The organism is Aeromonas sp. s5, assembly GCF_040907865.1.
Lineage (GTDB): Bacteria > Pseudomonadota > Gammaproteobacteria > Enterobacterales > Aeromonadaceae > Aeromonas > Aeromonas dhakensis.
In genome coordinates, this window is sequence record NZ_JBFOCO010000020.1 from 15,467 (window position 1) to 37,734 (window position 22,268).

At 63.3% G+C, this 22,268-nt stretch carries 20 protein-coding genes and 7 tRNA genes; 15 read left to right on the forward strand and 12 right to left on the reverse strand.

Annotated features, from left to right (window positions below; translation table 11 throughout):
- Positions 1–4: 4 nt before the first annotated feature.
- The gene (locus AB5Y94_RS11425; RefSeq protein WP_368205549.1) at positions 5–1,072 is read right to left on the reverse strand and encodes a M28 family metallopeptidase; all 1,068 of its coding nucleotides are present in this window, start codon (positions 1,070–1,072) and stop codon (positions 5–7) included.
- Positions 1,073–1,420: 348 nt separating this feature from the next.
- Here AB5Y94_RS11425 and trmB point away from each other — a divergent pair, with 348 nt between their 5' ends.
- The 6 genes from trmB to AB5Y94_RS11455 all read left to right on the forward strand — a co-directional run bounded on the left by trmB (position 1,421) and on the right by AB5Y94_RS11455 (position 6,471).
- Positions 1,421–2,134 carry a tRNA (guanosine(46)-N7)-methyltransferase TrmB gene (gene trmB, locus AB5Y94_RS11430; protein WP_010632994.1) on the forward strand — a complete coding sequence of 238 codons (714 nt, stop codon included), beginning with the start codon at positions 1,421–1,423 and terminating at the stop codon, positions 2,132–2,134.
- 14 nt (positions 2,135–2,148) lie between these two features.
- Entirely contained in the window at positions 2,149–2,481 is a 333-nt protein-coding gene (locus tag AB5Y94_RS11435) for a YggL family protein (RefSeq protein ID WP_005297793.1), read from the forward strand.
- 123 nt (positions 2,482–2,604) lie between these two features.
- On the forward strand, positions 2,605–3,525 hold the full coding sequence (gene glsB / locus AB5Y94_RS11440; RefSeq protein ID WP_010632995.1) for a glutaminase B: 921 nt from the start codon (positions 2,605–2,607) through the stop codon (positions 3,523–3,525).
- A 28-nt stretch (positions 3,526–3,553) separates the two neighbouring features.
- The gene (locus AB5Y94_RS11445) at positions 3,554–4,846 is read left to right on the forward strand and encodes a sulfurtransferase (RefSeq protein WP_117402288.1); all 1,293 of its coding nucleotides are present in this window, start codon (positions 3,554–3,556) and stop codon (positions 4,844–4,846) included.
- Positions 4,847–4,965: 119 nt separating this feature from the next.
- The gene (locus AB5Y94_RS11450; protein ID WP_368205550.1) at positions 4,966–6,147 is read left to right on the forward strand and encodes a S8 family peptidase; all 1,182 of its coding nucleotides are present in this window, start codon (positions 4,966–4,968) and stop codon (positions 6,145–6,147) included.
- A 114-nt stretch (positions 6,148–6,261) separates the two neighbouring features.
- Complete coding sequence (locus AB5Y94_RS11455; protein WP_242762395.1) at positions 6,262–6,471, forward strand: YgdI/YgdR family lipoprotein; 210 nt, start codon at positions 6,262–6,264, stop codon at positions 6,469–6,471.
- A gap of 55 nt (positions 6,472–6,526) precedes the next feature.
- Here the strand turns inward: AB5Y94_RS11455 and AB5Y94_RS11460 are convergent, their stop codons facing one another.
- Together AB5Y94_RS11460 and AB5Y94_RS11465 are read right to left on the reverse strand one after the other, a co-directional pair.
- Positions 6,527–10,087 carry an ATP-binding cassette domain-containing protein gene (locus AB5Y94_RS11460; protein ID WP_368205551.1) on the reverse strand — a complete coding sequence of 1,187 codons (3,561 nt, stop codon included), beginning with the start codon at positions 10,085–10,087 and terminating at the stop codon, positions 6,527–6,529.
- A 98-nt stretch (positions 10,088–10,185) separates the two neighbouring features.
- On the reverse strand, positions 10,186–11,463 hold the full coding sequence (locus AB5Y94_RS11465; protein ID WP_368205552.1) for an alpha/beta hydrolase: 1,278 nt from the start codon (positions 11,461–11,463) through the stop codon (positions 10,186–10,188).
- Between the two features lie 227 nt (positions 11,464–11,690).
- Between AB5Y94_RS11465 and AB5Y94_RS11470 the strand changes: the two genes are divergently transcribed.
- Positions 11,691–11,825: a hypothetical protein gene (locus AB5Y94_RS11470; RefSeq protein WP_005297801.1), complete on the forward strand. Its 135-nt coding sequence runs from the start codon at positions 11,691–11,693 to the stop codon at positions 11,823–11,825.
- Between the two features lie 43 nt (positions 11,826–11,868).
- Here the strand turns inward: AB5Y94_RS11470 and AB5Y94_RS11475 are convergent.
- From AB5Y94_RS11475 to AB5Y94_RS11485, 3 genes are all read right to left on the reverse strand, one after another.
- Positions 11,869–11,944, reverse strand: a tRNA-Asn gene (locus AB5Y94_RS11475).
- A 4-nt stretch (positions 11,945–11,948) separates the two neighbouring features.
- A tRNA-Phe gene (locus tag AB5Y94_RS11480) sits at positions 11,949–12,024 on the reverse strand.
- A gap of 183 nt (positions 12,025–12,207) precedes the next feature.
- Positions 12,208–14,484 carry an immune inhibitor A domain-containing protein gene (locus AB5Y94_RS11485; RefSeq protein WP_368205553.1) on the reverse strand — a complete coding sequence of 759 codons (2,277 nt, stop codon included), beginning with the start codon at positions 14,482–14,484 and terminating at the stop codon, positions 12,208–12,210.
- A 419-nt stretch (positions 14,485–14,903) separates the two neighbouring features.
- On the opposite strand from AB5Y94_RS11485, the gene rraB reads away from it, so the two are divergent.
- On the forward strand, positions 14,904–15,251 hold the full coding sequence (gene rraB, locus AB5Y94_RS11490) for a ribonuclease E inhibitor RraB (protein WP_080628938.1): 348 nt from the start codon (positions 14,904–14,906) through the stop codon (positions 15,249–15,251).
- 68 nt (positions 15,252–15,319) lie between these two features.
- On the opposite strand, the gene AB5Y94_RS11495 is transcribed toward rraB, so the two are convergent.
- Positions 15,320–17,293, reverse strand: a complete 1,974-nt coding sequence (locus AB5Y94_RS11495; RefSeq protein ID WP_017779428.1) for a bifunctional diguanylate cyclase/phosphodiesterase — start codon at positions 17,291–17,293, stop codon at positions 15,320–15,322.
- A gap of 171 nt (positions 17,294–17,464) precedes the next feature.
- On the opposite strand from AB5Y94_RS11495, the gene AB5Y94_RS11500 reads away from it, so the two are divergent.
- Positions 17,465–17,959 (forward strand): hypothetical protein, encoded by a 495-nt coding sequence (locus AB5Y94_RS11500; RefSeq protein WP_010633004.1) that lies wholly within the window; start codon positions 17,465–17,467, stop codon positions 17,957–17,959.
- A gap of 145 nt (positions 17,960–18,104) precedes the next feature.
- Here the strand turns inward: AB5Y94_RS11500 and AB5Y94_RS11505 are convergent, their stop codons facing one another.
- The 5 genes from AB5Y94_RS11505 to rsgA are packed head-to-tail and all read right to left on the reverse strand — an operon-like array spanning position 18,105 to position 20,942.
- Positions 18,105–18,503 (reverse strand): hypothetical protein, encoded by a 399-nt coding sequence (locus AB5Y94_RS11505; RefSeq protein ID WP_010633005.1) that lies wholly within the window; start codon positions 18,501–18,503, stop codon positions 18,105–18,107.
- A gap of 2 nt (positions 18,504–18,505) precedes the next feature.
- The gene (locus AB5Y94_RS11510; protein WP_005297812.1) at positions 18,506–18,757 is read right to left on the reverse strand and encodes a DUF2960 domain-containing protein; all 252 of its coding nucleotides are present in this window, start codon (positions 18,755–18,757) and stop codon (positions 18,506–18,508) included.
- Positions 18,758–18,761: 4 nt separating this feature from the next.
- Positions 18,762–19,010 (reverse strand): VF530 family DNA-binding protein, encoded by a 249-nt coding sequence (locus AB5Y94_RS11515; protein WP_019839449.1) that lies wholly within the window; start codon positions 19,008–19,010, stop codon positions 18,762–18,764.
- Entirely contained in the window at positions 19,007–19,879 is an 873-nt protein-coding gene (asd, locus tag AB5Y94_RS11520; protein WP_368205554.1) for an archaetidylserine decarboxylase, read from the reverse strand. Before asd ends, AB5Y94_RS11515 begins: the two co-directional genes overlap by 4 nt.
- Before the next feature lie 28 nt (positions 19,880–19,907).
- Positions 19,908–20,942 (reverse strand): small ribosomal subunit biogenesis GTPase RsgA, encoded by a 1,035-nt coding sequence (gene rsgA / locus AB5Y94_RS11525; protein WP_041202860.1) that lies wholly within the window; start codon positions 20,940–20,942, stop codon positions 19,908–19,910.
- A 91-nt stretch (positions 20,943–21,033) separates the two neighbouring features.
- Here rsgA and orn point away from each other — a divergent pair, with 91 nt between their 5' ends.
- The 6 genes from orn to AB5Y94_RS11555 all read left to right on the forward strand — a co-directional run bounded on the left by orn (position 21,034) and on the right by AB5Y94_RS11555 (position 22,253).
- Entirely contained in the window at positions 21,034–21,579 is a 546-nt protein-coding gene (gene orn, locus AB5Y94_RS11530; protein ID WP_139431690.1) for an oligoribonuclease, read from the forward strand.
- Between the two features lie 178 nt (positions 21,580–21,757).
- Positions 21,758–21,833, forward strand: a tRNA-Gly gene (locus AB5Y94_RS11535).
- Between the two features lie 36 nt (positions 21,834–21,869).
- Positions 21,870–21,945, forward strand: a tRNA-Gly gene (locus AB5Y94_RS11540).
- Between the two features lie 32 nt (positions 21,946–21,977).
- Positions 21,978–22,053 (forward strand) — tRNA-Gly (locus AB5Y94_RS11545).
- 24 nt (positions 22,054–22,077) lie between these two features.
- A tRNA-Gly gene (locus tag AB5Y94_RS11550) sits at positions 22,078–22,153 on the forward strand.
- A gap of 24 nt (positions 22,154–22,177) precedes the next feature.
- Positions 22,178–22,253, forward strand: a tRNA-Gly gene (locus tag AB5Y94_RS11555).
- Positions 22,254–22,268: the final 15 nt, after the last annotated feature.

Genomic DNA, 22,268 nt, shown 5'->3' on the forward strand with positions numbered 1-22,268 from the left:
AGGGTTACAGACCCGGCTCCCTGAGGAAGCGGAGCATCAGCTCTGTGTTGGCACCGAGTTGCTGCTGCACCCGGCCCGGGAACAGCTCGGCCATCTTGTCGAGGCGGTCATACTGGGTATGCCAGATCTTGCCCCACTGGGTTTCGCTGCCCCGATCGCAGGTGCTCTTGGTGGCCTCGTCGTAGCAGTCCCACAGCGCCGGATTGGTGGTCTGGGAGTAGCCGTCATAGCCATCTTCCCCGTTGATGGTGAAGTTGGTGGCCTCCACGTAGGCGACGGGCACCCCCAGGCAGGCGAACGGCGCATGATCGGACCAGCCGCCGGTCTCCCCCTCAGGGTAGCCATCATAGCTGGGATGAATGGCAAACGGGGTGGCGGTCTGTTTGGAGATGGCCAGCAGGCGATCCCGTACCTTGGGATCGAAGCTGTAGCGGCTCGGGTCGGCACACTTGTACTTGGCCACGTTGGAGTGGGCCGAGTGAACGTAGACAAGGTCGCCCCCGGCGATGGTGTCGTAGTTCACCATGGCCAGCAGCTTGGCAACGGCAGCGCTGTCGAGGCTGGCGGCATAGGCCTTGGAGCCGTTGAGGCCGTTCTCCTCGGCGCCGAAGAAGGCGAAGCGCACCGTGTAGGGCAGGGTCTGCCCCTTGAGCGCTTCGGCGACCGCCAAGAGGGCTGCGACCCCGGCACCGTTGTCGGTGGCCCCCTCGGAGCCCTGCTTGTCGCCTGTGCTGTCATAGTGGGCACCGATCAGGATCACCTTGTCGCTCTTGCCCTTGAGCTCGGCGACCAGGTTCTGGGAGGCCTTGCTGGTTCCGCTCTGGGTGTAGGTGAAGGGCTGGCGTTGCACCTCGTAGCCCCAGCCGGCCAGATGGTCCTGGATCCAGGCGGCGGCACGGGTCTCGGCCTCGCTGCCGGTGGGTCTGGCGCCGATCCCCTCGGCGGTGGAGCTCAGTTGTACCAGGTATTCATAGGCCTGCTCGGCGGCGGAGGGGGCCTGTGAATCGTTGCTGGAGGTGTTGCACCCGGTCAGCAGGGCTGTGATGGCAAACGCCAATGCTGTGTGTTTCATACTGCAATTCTTTGTTGTGTATGGTTTTATTTGCGCAGGTCAGGATGCGCCCGAGCCCCGGCAGATTCTGTGAACGGGGTGGCATTTGTCAATCGCGGTGGCGGAATTGGTCTGTGTCGGGGGATTTGTTGCGTGAAACACTTGCGCCTTGGGCCTATCTTGGGATAATTCGCTACCCTGTTTCGCCAAGCGATGAAATGACGAGCAATTTCGCGTTCATCGGCGAGGTGGAGCGATGAAACAACGAGCAATTCATCTCGGTCGTCTGTGACCAGCACGACGAGATAGCTAGCAATCCATTTATGTCGTCTGTGACCCAGACCGATGCAATAAACGAGCAATTTGATTATGCCTGTGACCCAAGATGTATTTAACGAAGACGGCAAGTTCATGCGCAAGATCCGCAGCTTTGTCCGTCGCGAAGGCCGCCTGACCAAAGGGCAGGAGAAGGCTCTGGAGGAGCTGTGGCCGGTCATGGGCATCGATTTCGCACCGGAGCCGCTCGATCTGGTTGCCCTGTTTGGCCGCGAGGCCCCTGTGGTGCTGGAGATCGGCTTTGGCATGGGCGCCTCCCTGGTGGAGATGGCCAAGAATGCCCCCGAGAAGAACTTCATCGGCATCGAAGTGCACTCACCGGGTGTCGGTGCCTGCCTGGGCACAGCCCAGGAAGCGGGGGTCACCAATCTGCGTGTCATCTGCCACGACGCGGTCGAGGTGCTGGAGCACATGATCCCGAACGGCTCGCTCGCCTGCCTGCAGCTGTTCTTCCCGGACCCCTGGCACAAGAGCCGCCACCACAAGCGCCGCATCGTCCAGCCGGCCTTTGCCCAGGACATTCGCCAGAAGCTGGCCATCGGTGGCGTGTTCCACATGGCCACCGACTGGGAAAACTACGCCGAGCACATGCTGGAAGTGATGAGCGCCGCCGAGGGGTACGAGAACACCTCCGCCACCGGCAACTGGGTGGCGCGTCCGGACTGGCGTCCGCTGACCAAATTCGAACAACGTGGCCACCGTCTCGGCCACGGGGTGTGGGATCTGATTTTCAAACGTGTCAACTAACTGAAGGAGCTATCATGGCCAATCGTAGCCGCCGCCTGCGCAAGAAACTGCGCGTCGATGAATTCCAGGAAATGGGCTTCGACATCAGTTTCAACTTCCCGGTCGGCACTGCCGAAGAGACCATCGATGCCGTAGTCGATGCGATGATCGATGAAGTGATCGAACCCCGCAAACTGGCCTTCGCCGGTTCCGGCCACCTGGCCTGGGAAGGGATGATCTGCACCCAGCAGCTGGGCAAGTGCAGCGAAGAAGACCGCGCCGCCGTCAAAACCTGGCTGGAAGGCAAGGGGATGGAAGCCGTGGTGGTTTCCGAGCTGTTCGACCTCTGGTACGGCGAACCCGCCTGATATCAGGCCGGCTGTGGCAGGCGCCCCGGTTCGACAGCCTGCGACAGCAGATAGACAAGTCCCGCCGCTGGCGGGATTTTTGTCGGTGGTGATAGGATCTCCACGTTAGTTATGGAATCGCTTATGGTGTTGTCATCCGAATTACTGGCCTGCATCCTGGATGAGGTGCGCCCGCTGCTCGGACAGGGCAAGGTGGCCGACTATATTCCCGCACTGGCCCAGGTGCCGGCCGATCGGCTCGGGATCGCCGTCTGTACCGTCGAAGGGGAGCTGTTCACCGCAGGTGACGCCTTCGAGCCCTTCTCCATCCAGAGTATCTCCAAGGCCTTGAGCCTGACCCTGGCACTCACCCTCTATCAGGAAGAGGAGATCTGGGCCCGGGTCGGCAAGGAGCCCTCAGGTCAGCCCTTCAACTCCCTGGTGCAGCTCGAGTTCGAGCAGGGCATTCCCCGCAACCCCTTCATCAACGCCGGTGCCCTGGTGGTGAGCGATCTGCTGGAGACCCGCCTCACCGCCCCGCGTCAGCGCACTCTGGAGCTGGTCCGCCGCCTCTCGGGCAACCCGGCCATCATGGCGGATCAGGTAGTGGCCCGCTCCGAATATCAGCACTCTGCCCGCAATGCAGCCATCGCCTATCTGATGAAGGCCTATGGCAACTTCGAGAACGAAGTGGACAAGGTACTGCAGAGCTACTTCAATGCCTGTGCCATCCGCATGAGTTGTGTCGATCTGGCGCGGGCCTTCATCTATCTGGCCAACCGCGGCGTGCCGCTTGGAGAAAGCTCCCCGCTGCTGCCGGCCCGCACCACCAAGCAGGTCAACGCCCTGCTCGCCACCTGCGGCCTCTATGACGAGGCGGGGGATTTTGCCTATCGGGTCGGTATGCCGGGCAAGTCGGGGGTCGGTGGCGGCATCATCGCCCTCATCCCGGGGGAGTTGTGCGTCTGTGTCTGGTCGCCCGAGCTCAACAAGGCGGGCAACTCGCTGGCGGGCACGGCCGCGCTGGAGCTGCTGGCCGAGCGTCTGGGCCGCTCCATTTTTTAACCTTGTCACTCTGAATCGAGAGATCACCATGAAACGAATAATGAGCTTGTTACGGGCCACCCTGGCGACCTTGTTGCTCTGGCATGCCCTGCCGACCCTGGCAGCCGAGCTGCCACCGCTCTCGCTGGCTGACGCCAAGGCCAAGGCGGCGGTCATTCTGGATACCCGCGCCAGCTACTTCTACCAGGGCTGGCCCATGGAGGGCGAGCAGCAGGGCGGCCACGTGGCCGGTGCCGAGAACCTCTCCGCCGACTGGAAATACAGCGATGCCGAGTGGCCGGCTGCGCTGGCGACCAAGGGGCTGCAGGCCGAGCGGCCGGTGGCGCTCTACGGTGCCCCGCGCGAGGTGGCCGAAGTGGCCCGCCTGCTGCGCCAGCAGGGCATCAAGCAGCTGTTCGAGCTGCAGGGCTGGAAAAGTGCGCCGCGCGAACACCTGGCACGCTGGCAGCAGCTGGTCCATCCGCGCTGGTTGGCGGACCTGCAGGAAGGCAAGCCGGTGGTGGCTGCGCCCAAGGGCGACTGGAAGCTGTTCGAGGTGGCGTGGGGTTCACCCAAAGCCTATCTGCTGAGCCACATCCCGGGGGCCGGCTACATCGACACCAACCGGCTGGAAGAGGAGCCGCTGTGGAACAAGGTCTCTGACGAGGCGCTCAAGAAGCTGCTGCTGGAGAACGGCATCCGGCACGACACCACCGTCATCCTCTACGGTCGCAACACCATGGCGGCGGCCCGTGCGGCCCACCTGATGATGTATGCGGGCGTCGAGGACGTGCGACTGCTGGACGGCGGCCTGGATGCCTGGTTCGTGCAGCACCTGCGCACCGAGACCGGGCTGGCCAACACCTTCAAGCCGGCCAAGGAGTTCGGCGTCGCCATCCCGGCCCATCCCGAGTACTACACCACCCTGAGTCAGGCCAAGGAGCTGCTCAAGCAACCCGACGGCGCCCTGGTCAGCGTGCGCACCTGGGACGAGTTCGTCGGCAACACCTCCGGCTACAGCTACATCAAGCCGAAGGGCGACATTCCGGGCGCCAAGTGGGGGCGTGGCGGGGTGGATGCCAACAGCATGAGCGACTTCCACAACCCGGATGGCACCATGAAGCCGGCCCGCGAGATCCTCGCCATGTGGGATGAGTGGAACATAGAACCGACCCAGCAGGCCGCCTTCTACTGCGGTACCGGCTGGCGTGCCTCCGAGGCCTTCTTCTACGCCTGGCTGATGGACTGGAAACGGATCAGCGTCTACGACGGTGGCTGGTACGAGTGGAGTGCCGATCCCAAGAACCCCACGGTGACCGGCGAGCGCAAGCCAGCCAAGTAATTGATAATCCAGAGCAGGCCGGACCCATGTCCGGCCTTTTTGTTGCCGCATTCGTAGCACGGGCGAGGGGACACTACACTTTTTGCGAAGGGATATCAGATCGACGTGAGGAGTGACTGATGAAACGGATATGGATAGGCCTGCTGGTCGCGGGCGTGCTGGGACAAGGGGCGATGGCCGCCGAGCGGGCGCGTTATCTGGTGCAGCTCAAGCCGGGGTCGGAGGCGGCCGTACTGGCCCAGAGCCGAGGGATGGGCGGTGAGCTGGCCCTGGCGCTGAAGGAGCAAAATGCCCTGGCACTCTGGTTGCCGTCGGCGGCAGCCACGGCGTTGGCGCACAATCCCAACGTGCTCTGGGTTGAGCCGGATGCCAAGCGCTATGTCAGCGCCGAGACCCTGCCCTACGGCATTCCCATGGTGCAGGCGCCGCAACTGAGCGATGCCGCCGCCGGCGAAGTGCTGGTGTGCATCATAGATTCGGGCTACAGCGGCGGCCACCCGGACTTGCCCCACGGCCCCCAGGTGCAGGGCTATGACGATGCCGGTACCGGCAACTGGGACAGCGACGAGAACAGCCATGGCACCCATGTGGCGGGCACCATAGCCGCCGTGGGGGGCAATGATCTGGGCGTGCTCGGGGTGTTGCCAAACCAGAGCGTGCCGCTGCAGATCGTCAAGGTGTTCGGGGCCAACGGCTGGGCCTACTCCTCCAACCTGGTGGGGGCGCTCAATGCCTGCAAGCAGGGGATGAGCAGCCGCGGCTTCACCCGCATGGTCATCAACATGAGCCTGGGGGGCAGCGTGCCCAGCAAGACCGAAGAGAGAGCCTTCAACCAGGCCTACAGCCAGAACGTGTTGAGCGTGGCGGCGGCGGGCAATGCGGGCAACACCAGCAAGTCCTATCCGGCCTCCTACAGCAGCGTGGTGAGCGTGGCCGCCATCGATGCCAACAAGCAGCTGGCCTATTTCTCCCAGCGCAACGATCAGGTGGAGCTGGCCGCCCCCGGTGTCTCTGTGCTCTCCACAGTGCCGACCGGGTACGCCTACTACAGCGGCACCTCGATGGCGACGCCGCACGTGGTCGGGGTAGCGGCGCTGGTCTGGTCGCAGCGACTGGAGTGCAGCAACGATCAGCTGCGCCAGACCCTGCGCAGCAGCGCCCAGGATCTGGGTGCCCTGGGGCGCGACAACAGCTTTGGCTACGGTCTGGTGCAGGCGAAGGCGGCCGCTGACAAGCTGGCGCTTGGCTGCGGGTCCGGTACCGGAGGCGGTGGCAGTAGCAAACCGGGTGGGCGCAAGTAACTGATTCTTGACGTTGATCCCGTTGCGGCAAGGGCGGCAAACGGGCTCATCTGGTTGAGCTAGGCTTCAGTCACCACCCTCGTGGTGAGGGTGAAGCGGGAGGCGAAACAGGCGATGAAGCAACTGATGATGATCCTGGTGTGTGCCCTGGCGCTGGTGGGGTGCAGCTCGCAATACATCATGAGCACCAAGGATGGCAAGATGATCACCACCGACAGCAAACCCAAGCTGGATGAGAGTACCGGTATGTACCGTTACTACGACACCGAGGGGCGGGAGGTGATGATCAAGAAGGATGACGTCACCCAGATCATGGAGCGTTGAGGCTCTCCTCAAGCAACAAGGGCTGCCCGCGGGCAGCCCTTGTCATTTTTGGTGCTCAGGCCGTCTGGGGCACCTGGCGGTTCACCTGACCCACGAACAGCTGATGGAAACGGGAGTGGGAGTTGGCCAGCAGGCTGACCGGCGAGCCCTGTTCCACTACTGTGCCGGCCTCCATCACCACCACCTTGTCCACCGACAGCAGCGGCTCCAGATGGTGAGCGATCACCAGGTAGCTGGCCTCCGGTCGGTAGCGATAGAGCAGCTCCGCCATCTTGCGCATGCCGCCGTGGTCGAGATCCGAGGTGGCCTCGTCCAGCACGATGAGCGGGCGGCGCGACAGCAGGATGCGGGCGATCACCAGCAGCTGGGTCTCGCCAGCGGAGAGCTGCAGTTTGTCGAGCTCCTCGTCCAGCCGGCCGGCGCAGCGATCGGCCAGCCCCACCCGGGCCAGTGCCTGCTCCAGTGCCGCGTCGTCATGCTCGGTCAGGGGCGCCAGGTTGGCCCGCAGGGTACCGAAGAAGGTGAGCGGGATCTGGGAGACGGTGTCGTAGAGATCGCGCACCGCCTCCGGGGCCAGCCGGGAGAGCGGCTGCTCGCCGTAGTAGATCTCCCCCTGGGTGGCGGGATACATGGCCTGCAGCACCCCCAGCAGCGAGCTCTTGCCGGCGCCGGTACGGCCGCACACGCCCACCTTCTCGCCGGGGGCCAGTTCGAAGTTGACCTTGTGCAGCGCCCACTGGCTGGTCTGGGGATAGCGCAGCCCCAGGTTGTCGAAGCGCACCTTGGGGTGAGGGGTGGCGAGGGCCTCCCCCTCCTGGCGCTCGCTCTCTATTTCGCTGTATTCGCGCACCCGCTCCACCGCGTTCATCACCTGCTCCACCTCGGCGAAGGTGCGGATGAGGGAGTTGAGCATGGCGGAGGCGGTAAAGGCGTAGGTGATGGCCACGGCCCCCAGCAGCGAGCTGTTGCCAAAGGCCACCATCAGCGCCACGGCGCCCACCAGGGCGGCGGAGAGCAGAGTCTGGTGCATGCCAAGCCAGCGGTTGATGGAGGTGGTGGTGTACCAGCTGCGCAGGTTGTTGTCATAGTGCAGCAGCACCTGATCCAGCGCGAAGCGCTCGGCCCCGGCCAGGCGCAGGGCGGGGGCACCACGGATGGTCTCGCTGATGCTGATGTAGAGCGGCGAGCGCAGCACCGATGCCTGCCGCCGCAGCTTGAGCTGCACCGCCCGGTAGCGGCGCTGCAGCACGTAGAGGGCCCAGCCCACCAGGGGGGCGATGAGCAACAACAGCGGCATGTTGACGCCGATCACCACCACCTGCAGCGCCACCGACACCAGCATGCCGAACAGCCCCATCAGCATCGACAGCAGGATCTCCTGGGCTTCCCCCAGATCCCGGTCGAAGCGGTTGAGGATGCGCCCCTGCGGCACCTTGTCGAAGAAGGCCATGGGGGCGCGGCTGATGCGCCCCAGCATGCCGTCAAACAGGGTCCAGGCCAGCTTAAGGCCGAGTTTGTAGTTGATGACCCGCACCACCATGATGCAGGTGAGGGAGCCCGCTCCAAGCAGCACATAGATGCCGAGCAGCTCGCTCACCTCGGTCACCCCGGCCTTGCCGCCGAGCCAGAGATCCGAGGCGATGCGCAGCCCCTCCTGACCCAGGGTGAGCAGCAGGGCGAGCAGGATGGCGCCGGGGGCGGCCAGGCGCTGCCACATGAAACCGAACAGCCCCCAGTCCACCTTGCCCTCCACCACCTTCTCTTCATTGAACTGCTCCGCCTCTTGGGGCGGCACCGGCGGGGTGGGCTGGGGATGCTGGATAAGATCCGCCAGCTGGTGGGCATCGAGCTCCACCAGTTCGCCCTGCTCGATGCGGATCACCCGATCGCAGTGAGCCAGCACGTCCGGGTCGTGGCTGACAAGGAGCCGGGTCGGCCCCGGCTTGAAGGCGAGCCCCCGCCGCAGCACCTGGGCCGAGACGATGGGGTCGAGCGCCGAGAGGGGGTTGTCCAGCAGCAGGATGTCGGCCTGGGCGTAGAGGGCGCGGGCCAAGGCGACTCGCTGCTGCTGGCCGCCGGAGAGGCGGGTGCCGAGCTCGCCCACCAGGGTCTGATCGCCGTGGCTGAGCAGTTCGAGGTCGGCGCCCAGCGCACAGGCCCCCAGCACCCAGCGATAGCGCTCGGCGTGCCAGGGCTGGCCAAACAGGATGTTGTTGCGGATGGTGTCGTTCATCAGCCAGGGCTTGTGGCCCAGATGGGCGACCCGGCCGTGGCGGCGGATGCTGCCCTCGAAGCTGTCGTCAAAGCCGGCGACCAGGTGCAGCAGGCAGCTCTTGCCCGCCCCGGTGGCGCCGGTGATCCCCACCAGTTCCCCCGGCTGGATAAACAGGCTGGCTCCCTGCAGCACGGTTTTTTGCTGGTGCAAGGCGGTGACGTTGTCGAGCCGCAGGCCGCCCACCGGCAAGCTGGGGTCGGTGAGATCCCTGTGTTGCTCGGGGCTGTTGAGAAACTCGCACAGCCGGTTGAAGCCGGTGTTGAAGTTGATCAGGGTGCGGATGAGGTAGGGCAGCCGCATCATGGGGATGCGCAGCACGGTGAACAGGGCGATGGTGGTGAACACCTGGGGCAGGGTGAGTTCTCTGCCCGAGACCAGATAGGTGGTGAAGGTGGCCAGGGTCACCAGCAGCGGGGTGCTCAACATCAGGCTCTCGTTGATGGCATCGAGCCTGAGCACCCGCCCCAGCACCCCCAGCTCCTGCTGGCGCTTGTGGCCGGCGGCCTGGGTGAAGAAGGCACCGAGCCCGTTCTGGCGCACCAGCCGCAGCTTCTTGATGTACTCCGCCAGTATGCCGTTGCGCTCGTCCTGCTGACGCTTGAGCTGCTGCTCCTGCTGATTCATGCGTCGCACCACCCGGGTAGAGATGAGCAGCAGCAGGGTGAGCACGGCGAAGCCGACCAGGCCGGCGCTGCCCACCTGCCACACCAGCAGGGCGATGGTGCCGAGCAGTTGCAGCAGCATGGTGAGCGGCATGGCGGGGTCTGCCAGAATCCAGGTGATGTCCCACACGTCCCGGTTGATGAGGTTCTGCACCCGGCCACCGGCCCGGTCGTCGAAGCTCTTGCCACCCAGCTTCATCACCTTGGCGAGCAGGGACTCGGCCAACAGGCGGCGGATGGGCACGTGCATCTTGAGTGCCAGCTGCAGCGAGTGCTCCGCCAGCATGCCGGAGGCGAGCACCGAGGCAAACAGGGCGAACGCCAGCAGCAATTTCTGCTCGGTGGGGGCGCCGGCACCGAGTTGGGTCATGCTGTGGTTGAGCAGCCAGGGGCTGGCCAGGGTGGCCAGCATGCCGAGCAGCTGCAGCAGGGTAAGCAGGCCGATGCGGCCGCGATACTGGCGCCAGATAAAGGCGGTGATGGGCCAGGGGCGCACCGGCTGGGCGGCGGTGAGCGCGAGGAAGGCGTCGGCGCGGCCATCGCGCCTGTCTTCCGGCAACAGGGGATAGAGATCGTCGAGGTTGACCTGGGGCTCGGTCAGCCCCTTGCGCTGCAACGGGCCGGTCCAGTGATAGAAGAGGCGGCTCAGCCAGCCGGCCGATATTTCCGGATGATCCAATGGGTGTCCTTATTATTTTGTGCTGCTTCCAGGGGGCGGGGCGGCTCATGGGCCGCCCTCGATATTGTCGTCTTGCTGCGGGCGCGAGCCCGGCGGGATCAGCGATCCCGATTCATGCGGATGAGCCGGTCCAGGATCTGCTCGCCATCGACCCGCAGGCCGTTGTGCTCGTACTCGTTGGTGATCCAGGCGCGGCTGTTGCCAAGCCCCTTGAGGGTGTCGCGGCTGTAGTCGAACTCCACGTACATGTCCTCGGCATAGACGGCGCAGGCCACCGGCACCCGGTTGCGGGCCAGCTGCGCCGGGTCGTAGAGGGGGCCCCAGTCCGCCTTCTGGGCCAGCAGATGGGCGGCTTCCTTCAGCGGGATGAGCTCGCGGAACTGCTCGAACATCCAGGGGAAGATCATCTCGCCGGTGAAGGCGAAATCCTTGCCCGGCGCCCAGGCCTGGGCCGGGAACTCGCCCCTGACCCGCTCGGCCGCCCAGTTGCTGGCGCTACCTTCGCAATAGATGGACTCGTGCAGGATGGCGAACACCGGGTTGGTGTTGAACGGCTGCATCGCCTGCAGCTGATAGAGGAAGGCGGGGTTGAGTCGCTCGCCGATGAAGGCGTCCTCCAGCAAGTAATAGAGCTCCTCGAAGGCGCCGCTGGCACCCAGATCCAGCCCCTGCTGCTGCAACTGCTCCACCGTCAGGCGCTGGCCGTTGGGCAGGCGCACCTCGTGGCTGTGCAGGTGGTTGGCCAGCCGGTTGGCGATGGCCTGGGCATGGGGGAAGCGGGCGAAGAAGGCGCGGTTCTTGTCTGCCACCCGCTGGTAGGTGGCGCGGTAGACCTCGTCTGCGCTGCGACCGATGGGGGCCACCCCGCCGGTGAGGTAGACCTCGTGCAGGCTGCCTGGGAACAGGGAGAGGTAGGTGAGGCTGCAAAAGCCGCCGAAGCTCTGGCCGAGCAGGCTCCAGGGGCGACCCGGGCTCAGCACTTCGCGAACGTACTCGGCGTCGCGCACTATACTGTCGGCGCGAAAATGGCCGAGGTACTCCGCCTGCTGCCGGCCAGTGAACTGGGCCAGTGCATCGGCACTGATGGGGCAGGAGTGACCGGTGCCGCGCTGATCGAGCAGCAGCACCCGAAACTCCTGCAGGGCCCGCTTGATCCAGCCGCTGGCGGCGGTCGGGCGCGGGGCGCCAAAGCCGGGCCCGCCCTGCAGGAACAGCAGCCAGGGCAGATCGTCATGTAGCCGGTCCTGGCGGCAGAGGGTGCGGCCGAACAGGGTGAGGGTCTCCTCCTCATCCGGTCGCTGGTGGTCGAGGGGCACGGTGAAGAAGCGGGGTTCGCAATGGATGCCATCCAGCACGTAACGCAACGGGCTGCTCATCTGGGGTCTCCCTGAGGGTAGGAAAATCGTCGGCCTCATCATAGCCCTGGCGCAGGAGCGGGTCACGCCGGTTTTCCAAATTGTTAACATTGTCGTCAAGTGAAAACGGGGGGGCCGCAGGGTGATGAATTTATTGTCGGCAAGGGAGTTGACGGTGGTGGGCCGGCTGCACAAAGATGGCTCGCCTGCCGACGGGGCAGGGGTCGTAACAGGATGAGGTGGGCGCGATGAAGCCTGGGTGGAGACGATTGCGCAAAAAAGAGAAACGGGTGAACCCGGAGGGTGTGCTGCAGACCGGCTTGTTGCTGTTCAGTGCCACCTGCGGCGCGACCCTGCTGCTGGCAACCTGCAACGGCAGCTGACCGGAATGAAAAAAGCCCGCTCGATGAGCGGGCTTTTCAAATTTGGCTCCTCCTACTGGACTTGAACCAGTGACATACGGATTAACAGTCCGCCGTTCTACCGACTGAACTAAGGAGGAATTGTGGTGCCCAGAGACGGAATCGAACCGCCGACACGGGGATTTTCAATCCCCTGCTCTACCGACTGAGCTATCTGGGCAACGGCGCGCATTAAACCCTTTCTGAACGGATGTGTCAACCGCATGGCGCAGATAGTCGTATCGTTCGCTCGACAAGTGAGCAATCAGGGTGTTTGTTGGGCGGTTTGGCCTGTTCTCATCCTGGGCGGCAGGTCGGCAGATGAAAAAAGGGGCCCTGGGGCCCCTTGTCATGGCTGTCGTGCTCAGTGGCGGCTGACGATGATCCGTCCGGTACTCATGTCACGGGCCTGACCGGTGACGCTGATCTTGAGCCCGTACTCGGGCAGCAGGCGACCGGCATCCGGGATCTCCTTGCTCTGGTAGCTGCGGGAATCCTTGAACACCCGGTTCGGGGTGATCCAGAAGTCGCGCAGCAGGGAGCCGCTCGGGTGCTTGAGGTTGAGCGGCTGCTGGAAGCCCAGGCTGAAGGTGGCGTCGTGGATCTGGTAGCGGGTACCGGCCACGGCGCCGTCGCTCCACTTGAGGGTGCGCTGATCCGCATCCACCACCCCGAGGAAGCCCTCACCCGGGTGGACACCCACCCAGTTGTTGACCTGGCTGTTGTCCACGTACCAGAGCAGCATGCCCGGCTCGTAGCGCATCAGCTGGTCGGCCACGTTGATGTGGGCCAGTCCCTTGTCCACTCCTGCATGGTTGCGCCACTCGGCCAGGTAGTAGTGATCCTTGGCCTCGTTGCCGTCGCTCTTCACGAAGCCGGCGAGGGTGAAGGGGGAGTTGCCCTCGGCACCGTCGCTCAGCAGGGTGTCGCCATCGGCGAGGATCTGCAGCTCGTCCACGAACAGCCCGTTCTCGGCCACGCCGCCGTCGCTCAGGTATTGCAGGGTCAGAGTGACCTGCTGACCGGCCCAGGGGGTGAGGTCGAACTCGGCATCGGTCCAGCCATTGGAGTTGCCGGTGATGCCAACCCCGAAGCCGACCCCGTTGGGATCGTCACTGGTGGTCAGGTTGCCCGCGATGGGCTGGCCGTTGACCAGCACCCTGGCGTAGTCGTACCCCTCTTCAATTTGATACCAGGCCTTGAAGTTGAGGCTGGCGCTCTGTTTGCCGCTCAGATCCAGCTTGAGGCTCATGCGGTTGTCGAGGTTGTTGCCCTTGCCGCCGTGATACTCGTACTGGCCGGCGTAGGGCGGGTTGAGCGGGATCTGCTTGGCCGGCAGGTTGATGCGCACCACGTCGTCGTTGCGCCCCTTGTCGTTGGCCTGATCCAGCATGTAGACGTTGCCGCGCGGGCTGAGATCGGCGAGCTGCACATTGCTGCCGTGCAGCCAGTTGCCGCCGAGGGAGGCCTGCAGGAACTCCTTGGCCCAGGCGGAGAACCCGGTCGGCTCGGTGCCGCCGATGACCCCGGCCCAGGAGCCTGAGGACATGATGGACCAGGTCGCCACCGGTTCGCCCTTGCCGGTGTACTTGGTGTCGTACTCGTCCGGCAGCCCCAGATCGTGGCCATATTCGTGGGCACAGACCCCGGCCGCCGCATCGATGGGCTGGATGGTGTAGTCGTAGGCGGCAAACTTGCCACCGAAGTTCTGGCTCGGGCTGCTGGTGCCCGGGATGGGGTAGGGGGCACCCAGGTTCCAGCGGTGCGCCCAGATGGCGTCTTCGCCGAGATCGCCGCCACCGGCCTCCTCGCCGACGCTGGAGTGGAAGATCATCAGGTGGTCGATGAGGCCGTCCGGCTCGTCCCGGTTGCCGTTGCCGTTGAGATCGTAGCGATCCTCCTGGTCAAACTCGGACAGATCGATGGAGGGGTCGCCCGCCACCTGGATCAGCGCCTCCTTCACCAGCTCCCGGATGGTGTTAGGGGTAGCGTTGGCGCCGTAGTAGGCGGCGTTCTTGCTGGCGGTATACCAGCCCGCCACCTGGCCGCGCACGCTGTAGCTCTTGCCTGACTGCTGCTCGTAGAACTGGCGCATGGAGATGAACTGCTCGCCGTTCGGGCCGGCATAGCCCTTGGACGAGAACAGCAGGTCGTTGTAGTGCTCCGGGGTGTAATCCGGGTAGTACATCTTGGTGAGCTCGGGGCGGATGCTGTTCTTCGGGTAGTCGGGGAAGTCCACCAGGATGGCGAGGATCTTGTCCTTGCGCATCTTGCCCTGGTAGTGCTCCCGCTCGATGGACTTGAGCAGCAGAGTGGGCACCCGATCGCCAGGACGGGCGGTGCCGTTGAGGCGGATCTTCTTGAGGATGGTCTCGCGCACCTTGCCCTCTTTCACCGCCAGGGTACCGCTGTTGCCCTGATAGGCCCGCGACTTCTCGCGATAGTAGCTGGTGAGGGCCGCCTGCTCCTGCTCGGGGGAGGCCAGGGTCGGGATGCGGCCGCTCTTCTTGAGCATCTCCAGCACCTTCACCTCATCGGCCAGGGGGGCATCGAACGGACCATGGACCGGGGCGGCCATGGCCTGGTTTCCAATCATAAGGGTTGAGCCGACAAGCAGGCTCATTATTGTTTTTTTAGGCATTATCTATGTGCTCCTTCACATGATAAAAAGGGAGCCTCACTGGCTCCTCTTTCCGTACGGGCGATGGATTGCCCGCGTCCCTTGATACACTCCGTGGATGGCCTTGTCACCGTCGCGCTGCTGGTGGATCCTGCTGATTTCAAACGGCTTGCTGGCGGTGTCGCGTGGTTTTGACACATCCGAGCAAAGCTCCATATGGAGCAATTCTGTTTTGGCGGCAGATTACCCTTTATTAACCTTTTGTGATGGCACCCCATTTGGGGTGGCTGTGGACGGCGGCTTATCTTGGTCTGCCGCATTGAGCCGGATGGGCTGTGCGAGTATGCTTTGCCGCAACCGGGCCTGCGGGGCGGCAGATGGCCGAGATGGCACCGTCCGCGCTGGCATTTGATCACAACACAGTCGCATCTGGGGTTAATATGAGTCTTGATATGCAAGAGTGGCGCGAAGAGACCACCGCCATCGTCAACGAGTTGCTGGCCGATGGCAGCAACCCGGATCTGGAGTACGAGATTGAGCACCACTTTGCCTGCCAGGATTTCGATCTGCTGGAGAAGGCGGCGGTCGACCTGTTCAAGGCCGGTTTCGAAGTGACCGATGCCGAAGAGATGGAGCTGGATGACGGCGCCACCATCTTCTGCTTCGACGCCACCGTCGAGTGCAAGCTGGACATCGAGACCATAGTGGCGGACATCGCCACCATGCTGCCCATCCTCGAAAAATACGGCGTGGACTACGACGGCTGGGGCACCTACTTCCAGGAGTAAGGCGCCAGCTCACGCACGCTTTGCAAAAACAACAAGGCCACCCTCGGGTGGCCTTGTTGTTGTGAGCATCACTCCTGTGGCAGCTGGTAGCAGCGGGCAAACTCGGCGGGGGGCAGCGGGCGGCTGAACAGGTAGCCCTGCAACCGGTCACAGCCGGCCTGCACCAACCACGCCTGCTGCTCTTGTGTCTCCACCCCTTCGGCGGTGATCTTGATGCCGAGCTCGTGGCCCAGCCCGATGACGGAGCGCACGATGGCGGTGGTGGCCTGGTTGGTGACCAGCTCCTGCGTGAAGCTTTTGTCGAGCTTGAGGGTCGCCACCTGCAGCCGTGGCAGGTAGGCCAGACTGCAGTAGCCGGTGCCGAAGTCGTCGATGGCGAGTTGAAAGCCCGCCTCGATCAGGCAGGCCAGGTTGCTCTCTATCTCGTCGGCGTTCTCCATCAGCACCCCTTCGGTGATCTCCAGCTCCAGCTGCCAGGGGGCGAGGCCGTGACGCTCGATGCAGGCGAAGATCTGCGGGCAGAGCTCGGGATCGCGAAATTGCAGCGGCGACAGGTTGATGGAGAGCACCAGATCCGGCGCATCGGCCTGCCAGCGGGCCAGCTGGGCGCAGCCCTGCTCCAGCATGTGGCAGCCGAGCAGGCCGATGAGTCCCAGCTCTTCCGCCAGCGGGATGAACTCGTCAGGCGAGATCATGCCTAGCTCGGGATGGGGCCAGCGGCAGAGCAGCTCGGCCCCGTGCAGCTGGCTGGTGCGGGTGCTGATAATGGGCTGGTAGACGGCGGTCAGCTGGCCGGACTTGATGGCGAGCGGCAACTGGGCCGCGATGAGCTGGCGACGCTTGAGTTTGGCATCGAGTTCGGGGTCGAACAGGGTGCAGTGCTGCTGCTGGCGTTTGCCCTGGGCCAGGGCAGCCTCGGCGTGGCTCAGCAGCCGTTCGGCATCGTTAGCCTTGCCGTGGGCGATGCCGAGGAACACCGGGATCTGGATCCTGTGCTCTTCCACCTGGTAGGGGACCATCAGCGCCCCCTGCAGACGGCTGCTCCAGTTGGCCAGCGGCTCGTTCAGTTCAGGCAGCAGCATGGCAAAGTCGTCGGCGGCCACCCGGCACACCAGCGACTGGGGTGGGGCCAGCTGCTGCAGGCGACGGGCCACCTGGCTGAGCAGGCGGTCGGCGACCCGGATGCCGAAGCGGTCGTTGATCTCGCGAAAGTGTTGCAGGTCGACCAGCACCAGGCTCGCCTTGCGGGCGCCGAGGTGACGGCTGGTCTGCAGAAAGTGGGAGAGCTTGAGCAGGCCGGTCAGGCTGTCGTAGTGCTGCTCCTGCTGCAACTGGGCCTGGGTGGTGCGCAGCCCGGTGATGTCGCGGCTCAGGGTGAGGATGCCGAGGGAGTTGCCCTCGTCGTCCGGCACCTCGACCCGGGTCACCTCCAGATGGCGGCCCTGGCCGTTGGCATCCACCAGGCAGTATTCACCCCGTCCCATCGGCAGTTCGGTGGAGAGGCGGTGAGCCACCCGCTGGCCGAGGGCCTCGCTGGCTGCCATCCCCATGAAGTCGAGAAAGGCCTGGTTGCAGTCGATCAGCAGCCCCTGATGGTCTTCCAGCCGGATCGGATCCGGGATGGCGTCCAGCAGGCGGCGTTGCAGCAGCTGCTGCTGGCGAAAGGTCTGCTCCAGCTCCTTGCGCTGATCTATCTCGTTGACCATGCCAAACAGGGCCACCGGCTTGCCCTGCTCGTCGTAGAGCGGGATCTTGTGGATCTCCATCCAGCTGGTGGCGTCGCCGTTGTTGCAGTGCAACTGCTGATAGAGCAGGGGTTTGCCCTCCGCCAGCAGGCGCAGATCCTCTTCCCGAAAGATGTCGCCCCAGGGCATGTCGGCATCCGTCTTGCCGACGAGATCCGCTGGCAGCGGCAGACCCGCCTGCTCCGTGAAGGCACGGTTGGCAAACAGGTAGCGCCCATCCGTATCCCGGCAGAAGATATTCATGGGTAGCTGGTCGATGATCTGCTGCAGCAGGGGCAGGGTGAGCAAGGAGTTCACACAGACACTCACGGGGGAAATTTCGAGCAAATCTATGATAGCAGGCTGGTTTTGTAAAGCTTGGGTTAAGGCTGACTCATTTCTGCCGATCCCTGCTGACAGTCTGTGTCGCTGACGCCATAATAGCCGCCGGTCGGCCGAGGGCCGGATTATATGGATGAGAGAAGCAGCATGAAAAAGATAGTGGGAGTAGCACTGGCCCTGTTGATGGCCGGTTGTGCCAGCGACAACAATGGCGGCGAGCAGTACCGCTATACCCCGCCGGTAGCCAAGGCGACCAACAACACCCAGGAGATGCAGATCCCGGTGGATCTGGTGTGGGCCCGCGCCGAGAAGTGGTTTGGCGATCATGGCCTTAACATCGAAAACAGCCAGCGTGGCTCCGGCCTGATGACCGCCAACGTCGAGAACTCGGCCGACGGTCTGGAGTGGCTGGATTGCGGTACCATGGGCTCCAAGGTCGCACTGGGCAACCCCAACCTGCAGATCAACCTGATCATCACCCAGAGCGGCAACAACAGCGTGGCCACCGTCAACGTCAAGGGCAACACCCAGCTCTACTTCGTCGAGTCCTCCGGCGAGCGGGTACCGGCTCCTTCCATCACCCCGGTGTGCGTCTCTCGCGGCAGCCTGGAACAGAGCCTGTTCTCCACCCTCGCCAACTAAGGTTGCGCCGAGTGCCAGCAAAAACCCCGTTGCCTGCAACGGGGTTTTTTGTTTCCGGCCTGGTGGAAGGGGAGATGCGGGCCGCTGTTGATAGCCGCAAAAAACAACCCCCGGCAGGGCCGGGGGCTGGATAGCGTCGGGTGGCTTAGCGGGCGACGTCGCCGTGAAACAGCGTCTGTTCGCCGGCTTTGAGCACATACCCCTTCCACGGGAAGAGGGTGTAGCCGCTGCCTTGCCACGACCAGTTGCCTTCTGCGCCTTGGCGGGTGAGCAGGTGTTGCTCGCCGCTCGGCAGGGTCAGCTCGGCCTGGCTCTGATCGGCGTTGAACAGCACGAAGGCGCTGCCGGTCTGGCCGGCATCGGTCGGATTGAGCCGAATGCCCTGCTCGAACAGCCGTACGCACTGCCTGGTCAGGGCTGACCACTGATAACCGGCGCTGGCACGGCAGCCGTGGACATCCTGATCATTGCCGACCAGGTGTTGTTCCGGGGTACTGCAGGCCGCCAGCAGCAGGGAGGCGGCCATCAGGGTCAAGGTACGCATGGTTACTCCTTGGCATCCCGCTCGATGACGATGTTGGAGAAGCCCAGCTCCTTGAAGTAGTTCTCCCGGTAATCCTTCACGCTCTTCTTGTCGCGCCGGCATACCTGGGCCAGCTGCTCCTCCATGGCGTGGAAGCTGGTCAGGTTGATCCCCTCGGCAGCGGCAATGGCATCGTAGATGCTGTTGAACTTGTCGTTGGCGTAGCCGATCTCTTTGGTTTTCTTGCCGTAGGTGTAGGTAATCTTGAACGCCATGGCGTTATTCCTTTGCTTTGGCCTGCTTGCGCTGGACGTACAGATAGAGGCTCTCGACCTTTTCCCGTGCCCAGGGAGTTTTTCGCAAGAATTTCAGGCTGGATTTGATGCTGGGATCCTGGGTAAAGCAGCGGATATTGATCTCCTGCCCCAGTTTTTCCCAGCCGTAGTGTTCGACCAGGGCGGTGACGATGGCTTCCAGCGTCAGCCCGTGCAGCGGGTTGTTCTTCTGGGAAGCGGGTTGATCGCTCATGCCTGCTCCGCCAGCTTGGCAAAGGGTTGACCCATGCGGGTGGTGACCCCGTTGGCCAGATGGGGCTCGAAACCGGCCAGCATGCCCGGACCAAACAGGCAGACCACGGTACTGCCCAGCTTGAACAGCCCCATCTCGGCGCCTTTTTGCAGGGTGATGGCCTCGTCGCCTGTGTAGTCCCAGCGCACCACCTTCTTCTCTTTGGTCGGCGCTATGTTGCCGGCCCAGATGGTCTCGATGCTGGCGACGATAGTGGCACCGACCAGCACCAGCGCCATGGGGCCGTGCGGGGTGCGGAAGGTGGCCACCACCCGCTCGTTGCGAGCAAACAGGTTGGGCACGTTCTCGGCGGTGAGCGGGTTGACGGAGAAGAGATCCCCTGGCACGAACACCATGCTCTCCAGCACGCCATCCAGCGGCATGTGGATGCGGTGATAATCCTTGGGCGCCAAGTAGATGGTGGCGAAGTCGCCCTCCTTGAACGGCGCCACCAGATCCTCATAACCGCCCAGCAGCTCGCGGGCGCTGTAGTCGTGGCCCTTGGCCTGGATGATGCGGCCCTGCCGGATCGGACCGAGCTGGCTGACGGTGCCATCCACCGGCAGGGCCAGGGTCATGGCGTCTTCCACCAGGGGGCGAATACCGGGCTTGAGTTCGCGGGTGAAGAACTCGTTGAAGCTCTTGTAGTGGGCAGGGCTCTCGTGCAGCGCCTCGCTCATGTCGACCTGGTACTGCTTGATAAAGGCCTCGATCACCCTGGTGGTGAGGTTGCCCGCTTCGGCGGCGGCAAGCTTGCCCACCAGGCGGGAGAGGGCGTGTTTGGGCAGACAGTATTGACCGGCAATTTTCAGGTTGTCAGTAATGCTCATGTTCATCATCAACGTAGGTTAAACAGGGTCACAGGCGTGCCTGTTGGCGACCGTGACGGGCTTCCTGCATGGTTTCCAGGATGCGGTGATAGTTGTGGAAGCGATCGGCGCTGATGGCGCCCGCTTCGACCGCGGCGCGCAGGGCGCAGCCGGGATCGTCCTTGTGGGTACAGTCGCGGAACTTGCAACCGCCCAGATAGTCGCGGAACTCGACGAAGCACCAGGTGATGCGGTCGGCCTCCAGATGCCAGAGGGCAAACTCGCGGATCCCGGGGGAGTCGATCAGATCGCCACCGCTCGGGAAGTGGTAGAGCCGCGCCGTGGTGGTGGTGTGCTGGCCGAGCCCCGAGTTCTCGGAGATCTCGCCGGTGAGCACATCCAGCCCCGGCATCAGGGCGTTGGTCAGTGACGACTTGCCGACCCCGGACTGGCCGACGAAGATGCTGATCTTGTCGGTCAGGGCGGCTTTCAGCTCATCGAGCCCTTCGCCGCTCTCGCAGCTTACCAGCAGCACCTCGTAATTGAGCTTGCGGTAGGTTTCGAGCTGGCGCTCGATGCGGGCGCGGGCGGCATCATCGAGCATGTCGACTTTGTTCAGCACGATGAGGGGGCGGATCTCCACATCCTCGGCGGCCACCAGATAGCGGTCGACGATGTTGGTGGAGAACTCGGGCATCACCGCCGAGACGATGATGATCTGGTCGATGTTGGCGGCGATGGGTTTGACCCCGTCGTAGAAATCCGGCCTGGTCAGCACCGAGTGACGCGGGTGCACCGCCTCGATGACGCCGGCGGTCGCGGCATTGAGGCCGGGACGCCACACCACCTTGTCGCCGCACACCAGGCTGCTGATGCTGCTACGCCGCAGGTTGCTGCGGTGGATGGTGCCATCGCTAGCCTCGACGTCTGCATGCTGACCAAAACGGCTGATCACCACCCCTTCGATGGCCGGCCCGAACAGGGTGTCATCCACCTCTGTGGTGTGCTCTTTTTGCAGCCGACGCTCGCGGTTGGCCTGGACGCGCCTTTGTTGACCCAGATTGAGTTTTGCTTTCTTTGCCACTCGATTCGCCAGTTTATGAACAGATCCAAAGCCAGTATGATACATGCAAATTGGCAAAATTCCGCCATTCCTCCCAATAGAGAGAGCAATCATGACAGTCAGTGCGCAGAACCTGGTATGGATCGACATGGAGATGACGGGCCTTGACCCTGAAGAAAACGTGGTACTGGAGATTGCCACCATCGTCACCGACAAGGACCTGAACGTGCTGGCCGAAGGGCCGGTCATCGCCATTCACCAGAGCGACGAAGAGCTGGCCAAGATGGACGACTGGAACGTCAACACCCACACCAAGAGCGGTCTGGTGGCCCGGGTCAAGGCGAGCCAGCACGACGAGGCGAAAGCCGTCGCCGAGACCCTCGAGTTCATTCGCCTGTGGGTGCCGGAGCGCACCAGCCCGCTGTGCGGCAACAGCATCGGCCAGGATCGCCGCTTCATGGTCAAGCACATGAGCGATCTGGAAGCCTTCTTCCACTATCGCAACGTCGATGTCAGCACCATCAAGGAGCTGGTACGCCGCTGGCAGCCGGAGCTGCTGGATCAGTTCAAGAAGAGCGGTACCCACCAGGCGCTGGACGACATCCGCGAATCCATTGCCGAACTGCAGTTTTACCGCAGCCACGTCTTCAAGATCTGACGCCCAGGCAAGGGATTGCCCCGCTCTGGTTGCTAAAATCGACAGTTCGACCAGCTTTTGAGCGAACGCGCGCAACCAGACAAAAAAGCCCTTGCAATTGGAATGACTGCTCTTATAATTCGGCTCCCGTACAGTAGCGCAAGCAACCAAATGTTGTACGGCCTGTTTTAAGGTAGTTGCGGGAATAGCTCAGTTGGTAGAGCACGACCTTGCCAAGGTCGGGGTCGCGAGTTCGAGTCTCGTTTCCCGCTCCAAAATCTGATGATGACACTGGTGCAAACCAGCCCGATGCGGGAATAGCTCAGTTGGTAGAGCACGACCTTGCCAAGGTCGGGGTCGCGAGTTCGAGTCTCGTTTCCCGCTCCAATCATCAGCCAGCCTCAAGACAACCTAATGTTGCGGGAATAGCTCAGTTGGTAGAGCACGACCTTGCCAAGGTCGGGGTCGCGAGTTCGAGTCTCGTTTCCCGCTCCAAAAATTTGTAAGTGATATTCCGATGCGGGAATAGCTCAGTTGGTAGAGCACGACCTTGCCAAGGTCGGGGTCGCGAGTTCGAGTCTCGTTTCCCGCTCCAATCACTTGCAGATGACATTCTGTTGCGGGAATAGCTCAGTTGGTAGAGCACGACCTTGCCAAGGTCGGGGTCGCGAGTTCGAGTCTCGTTTCCCGCTCCAAAAATTTGTAAGTGA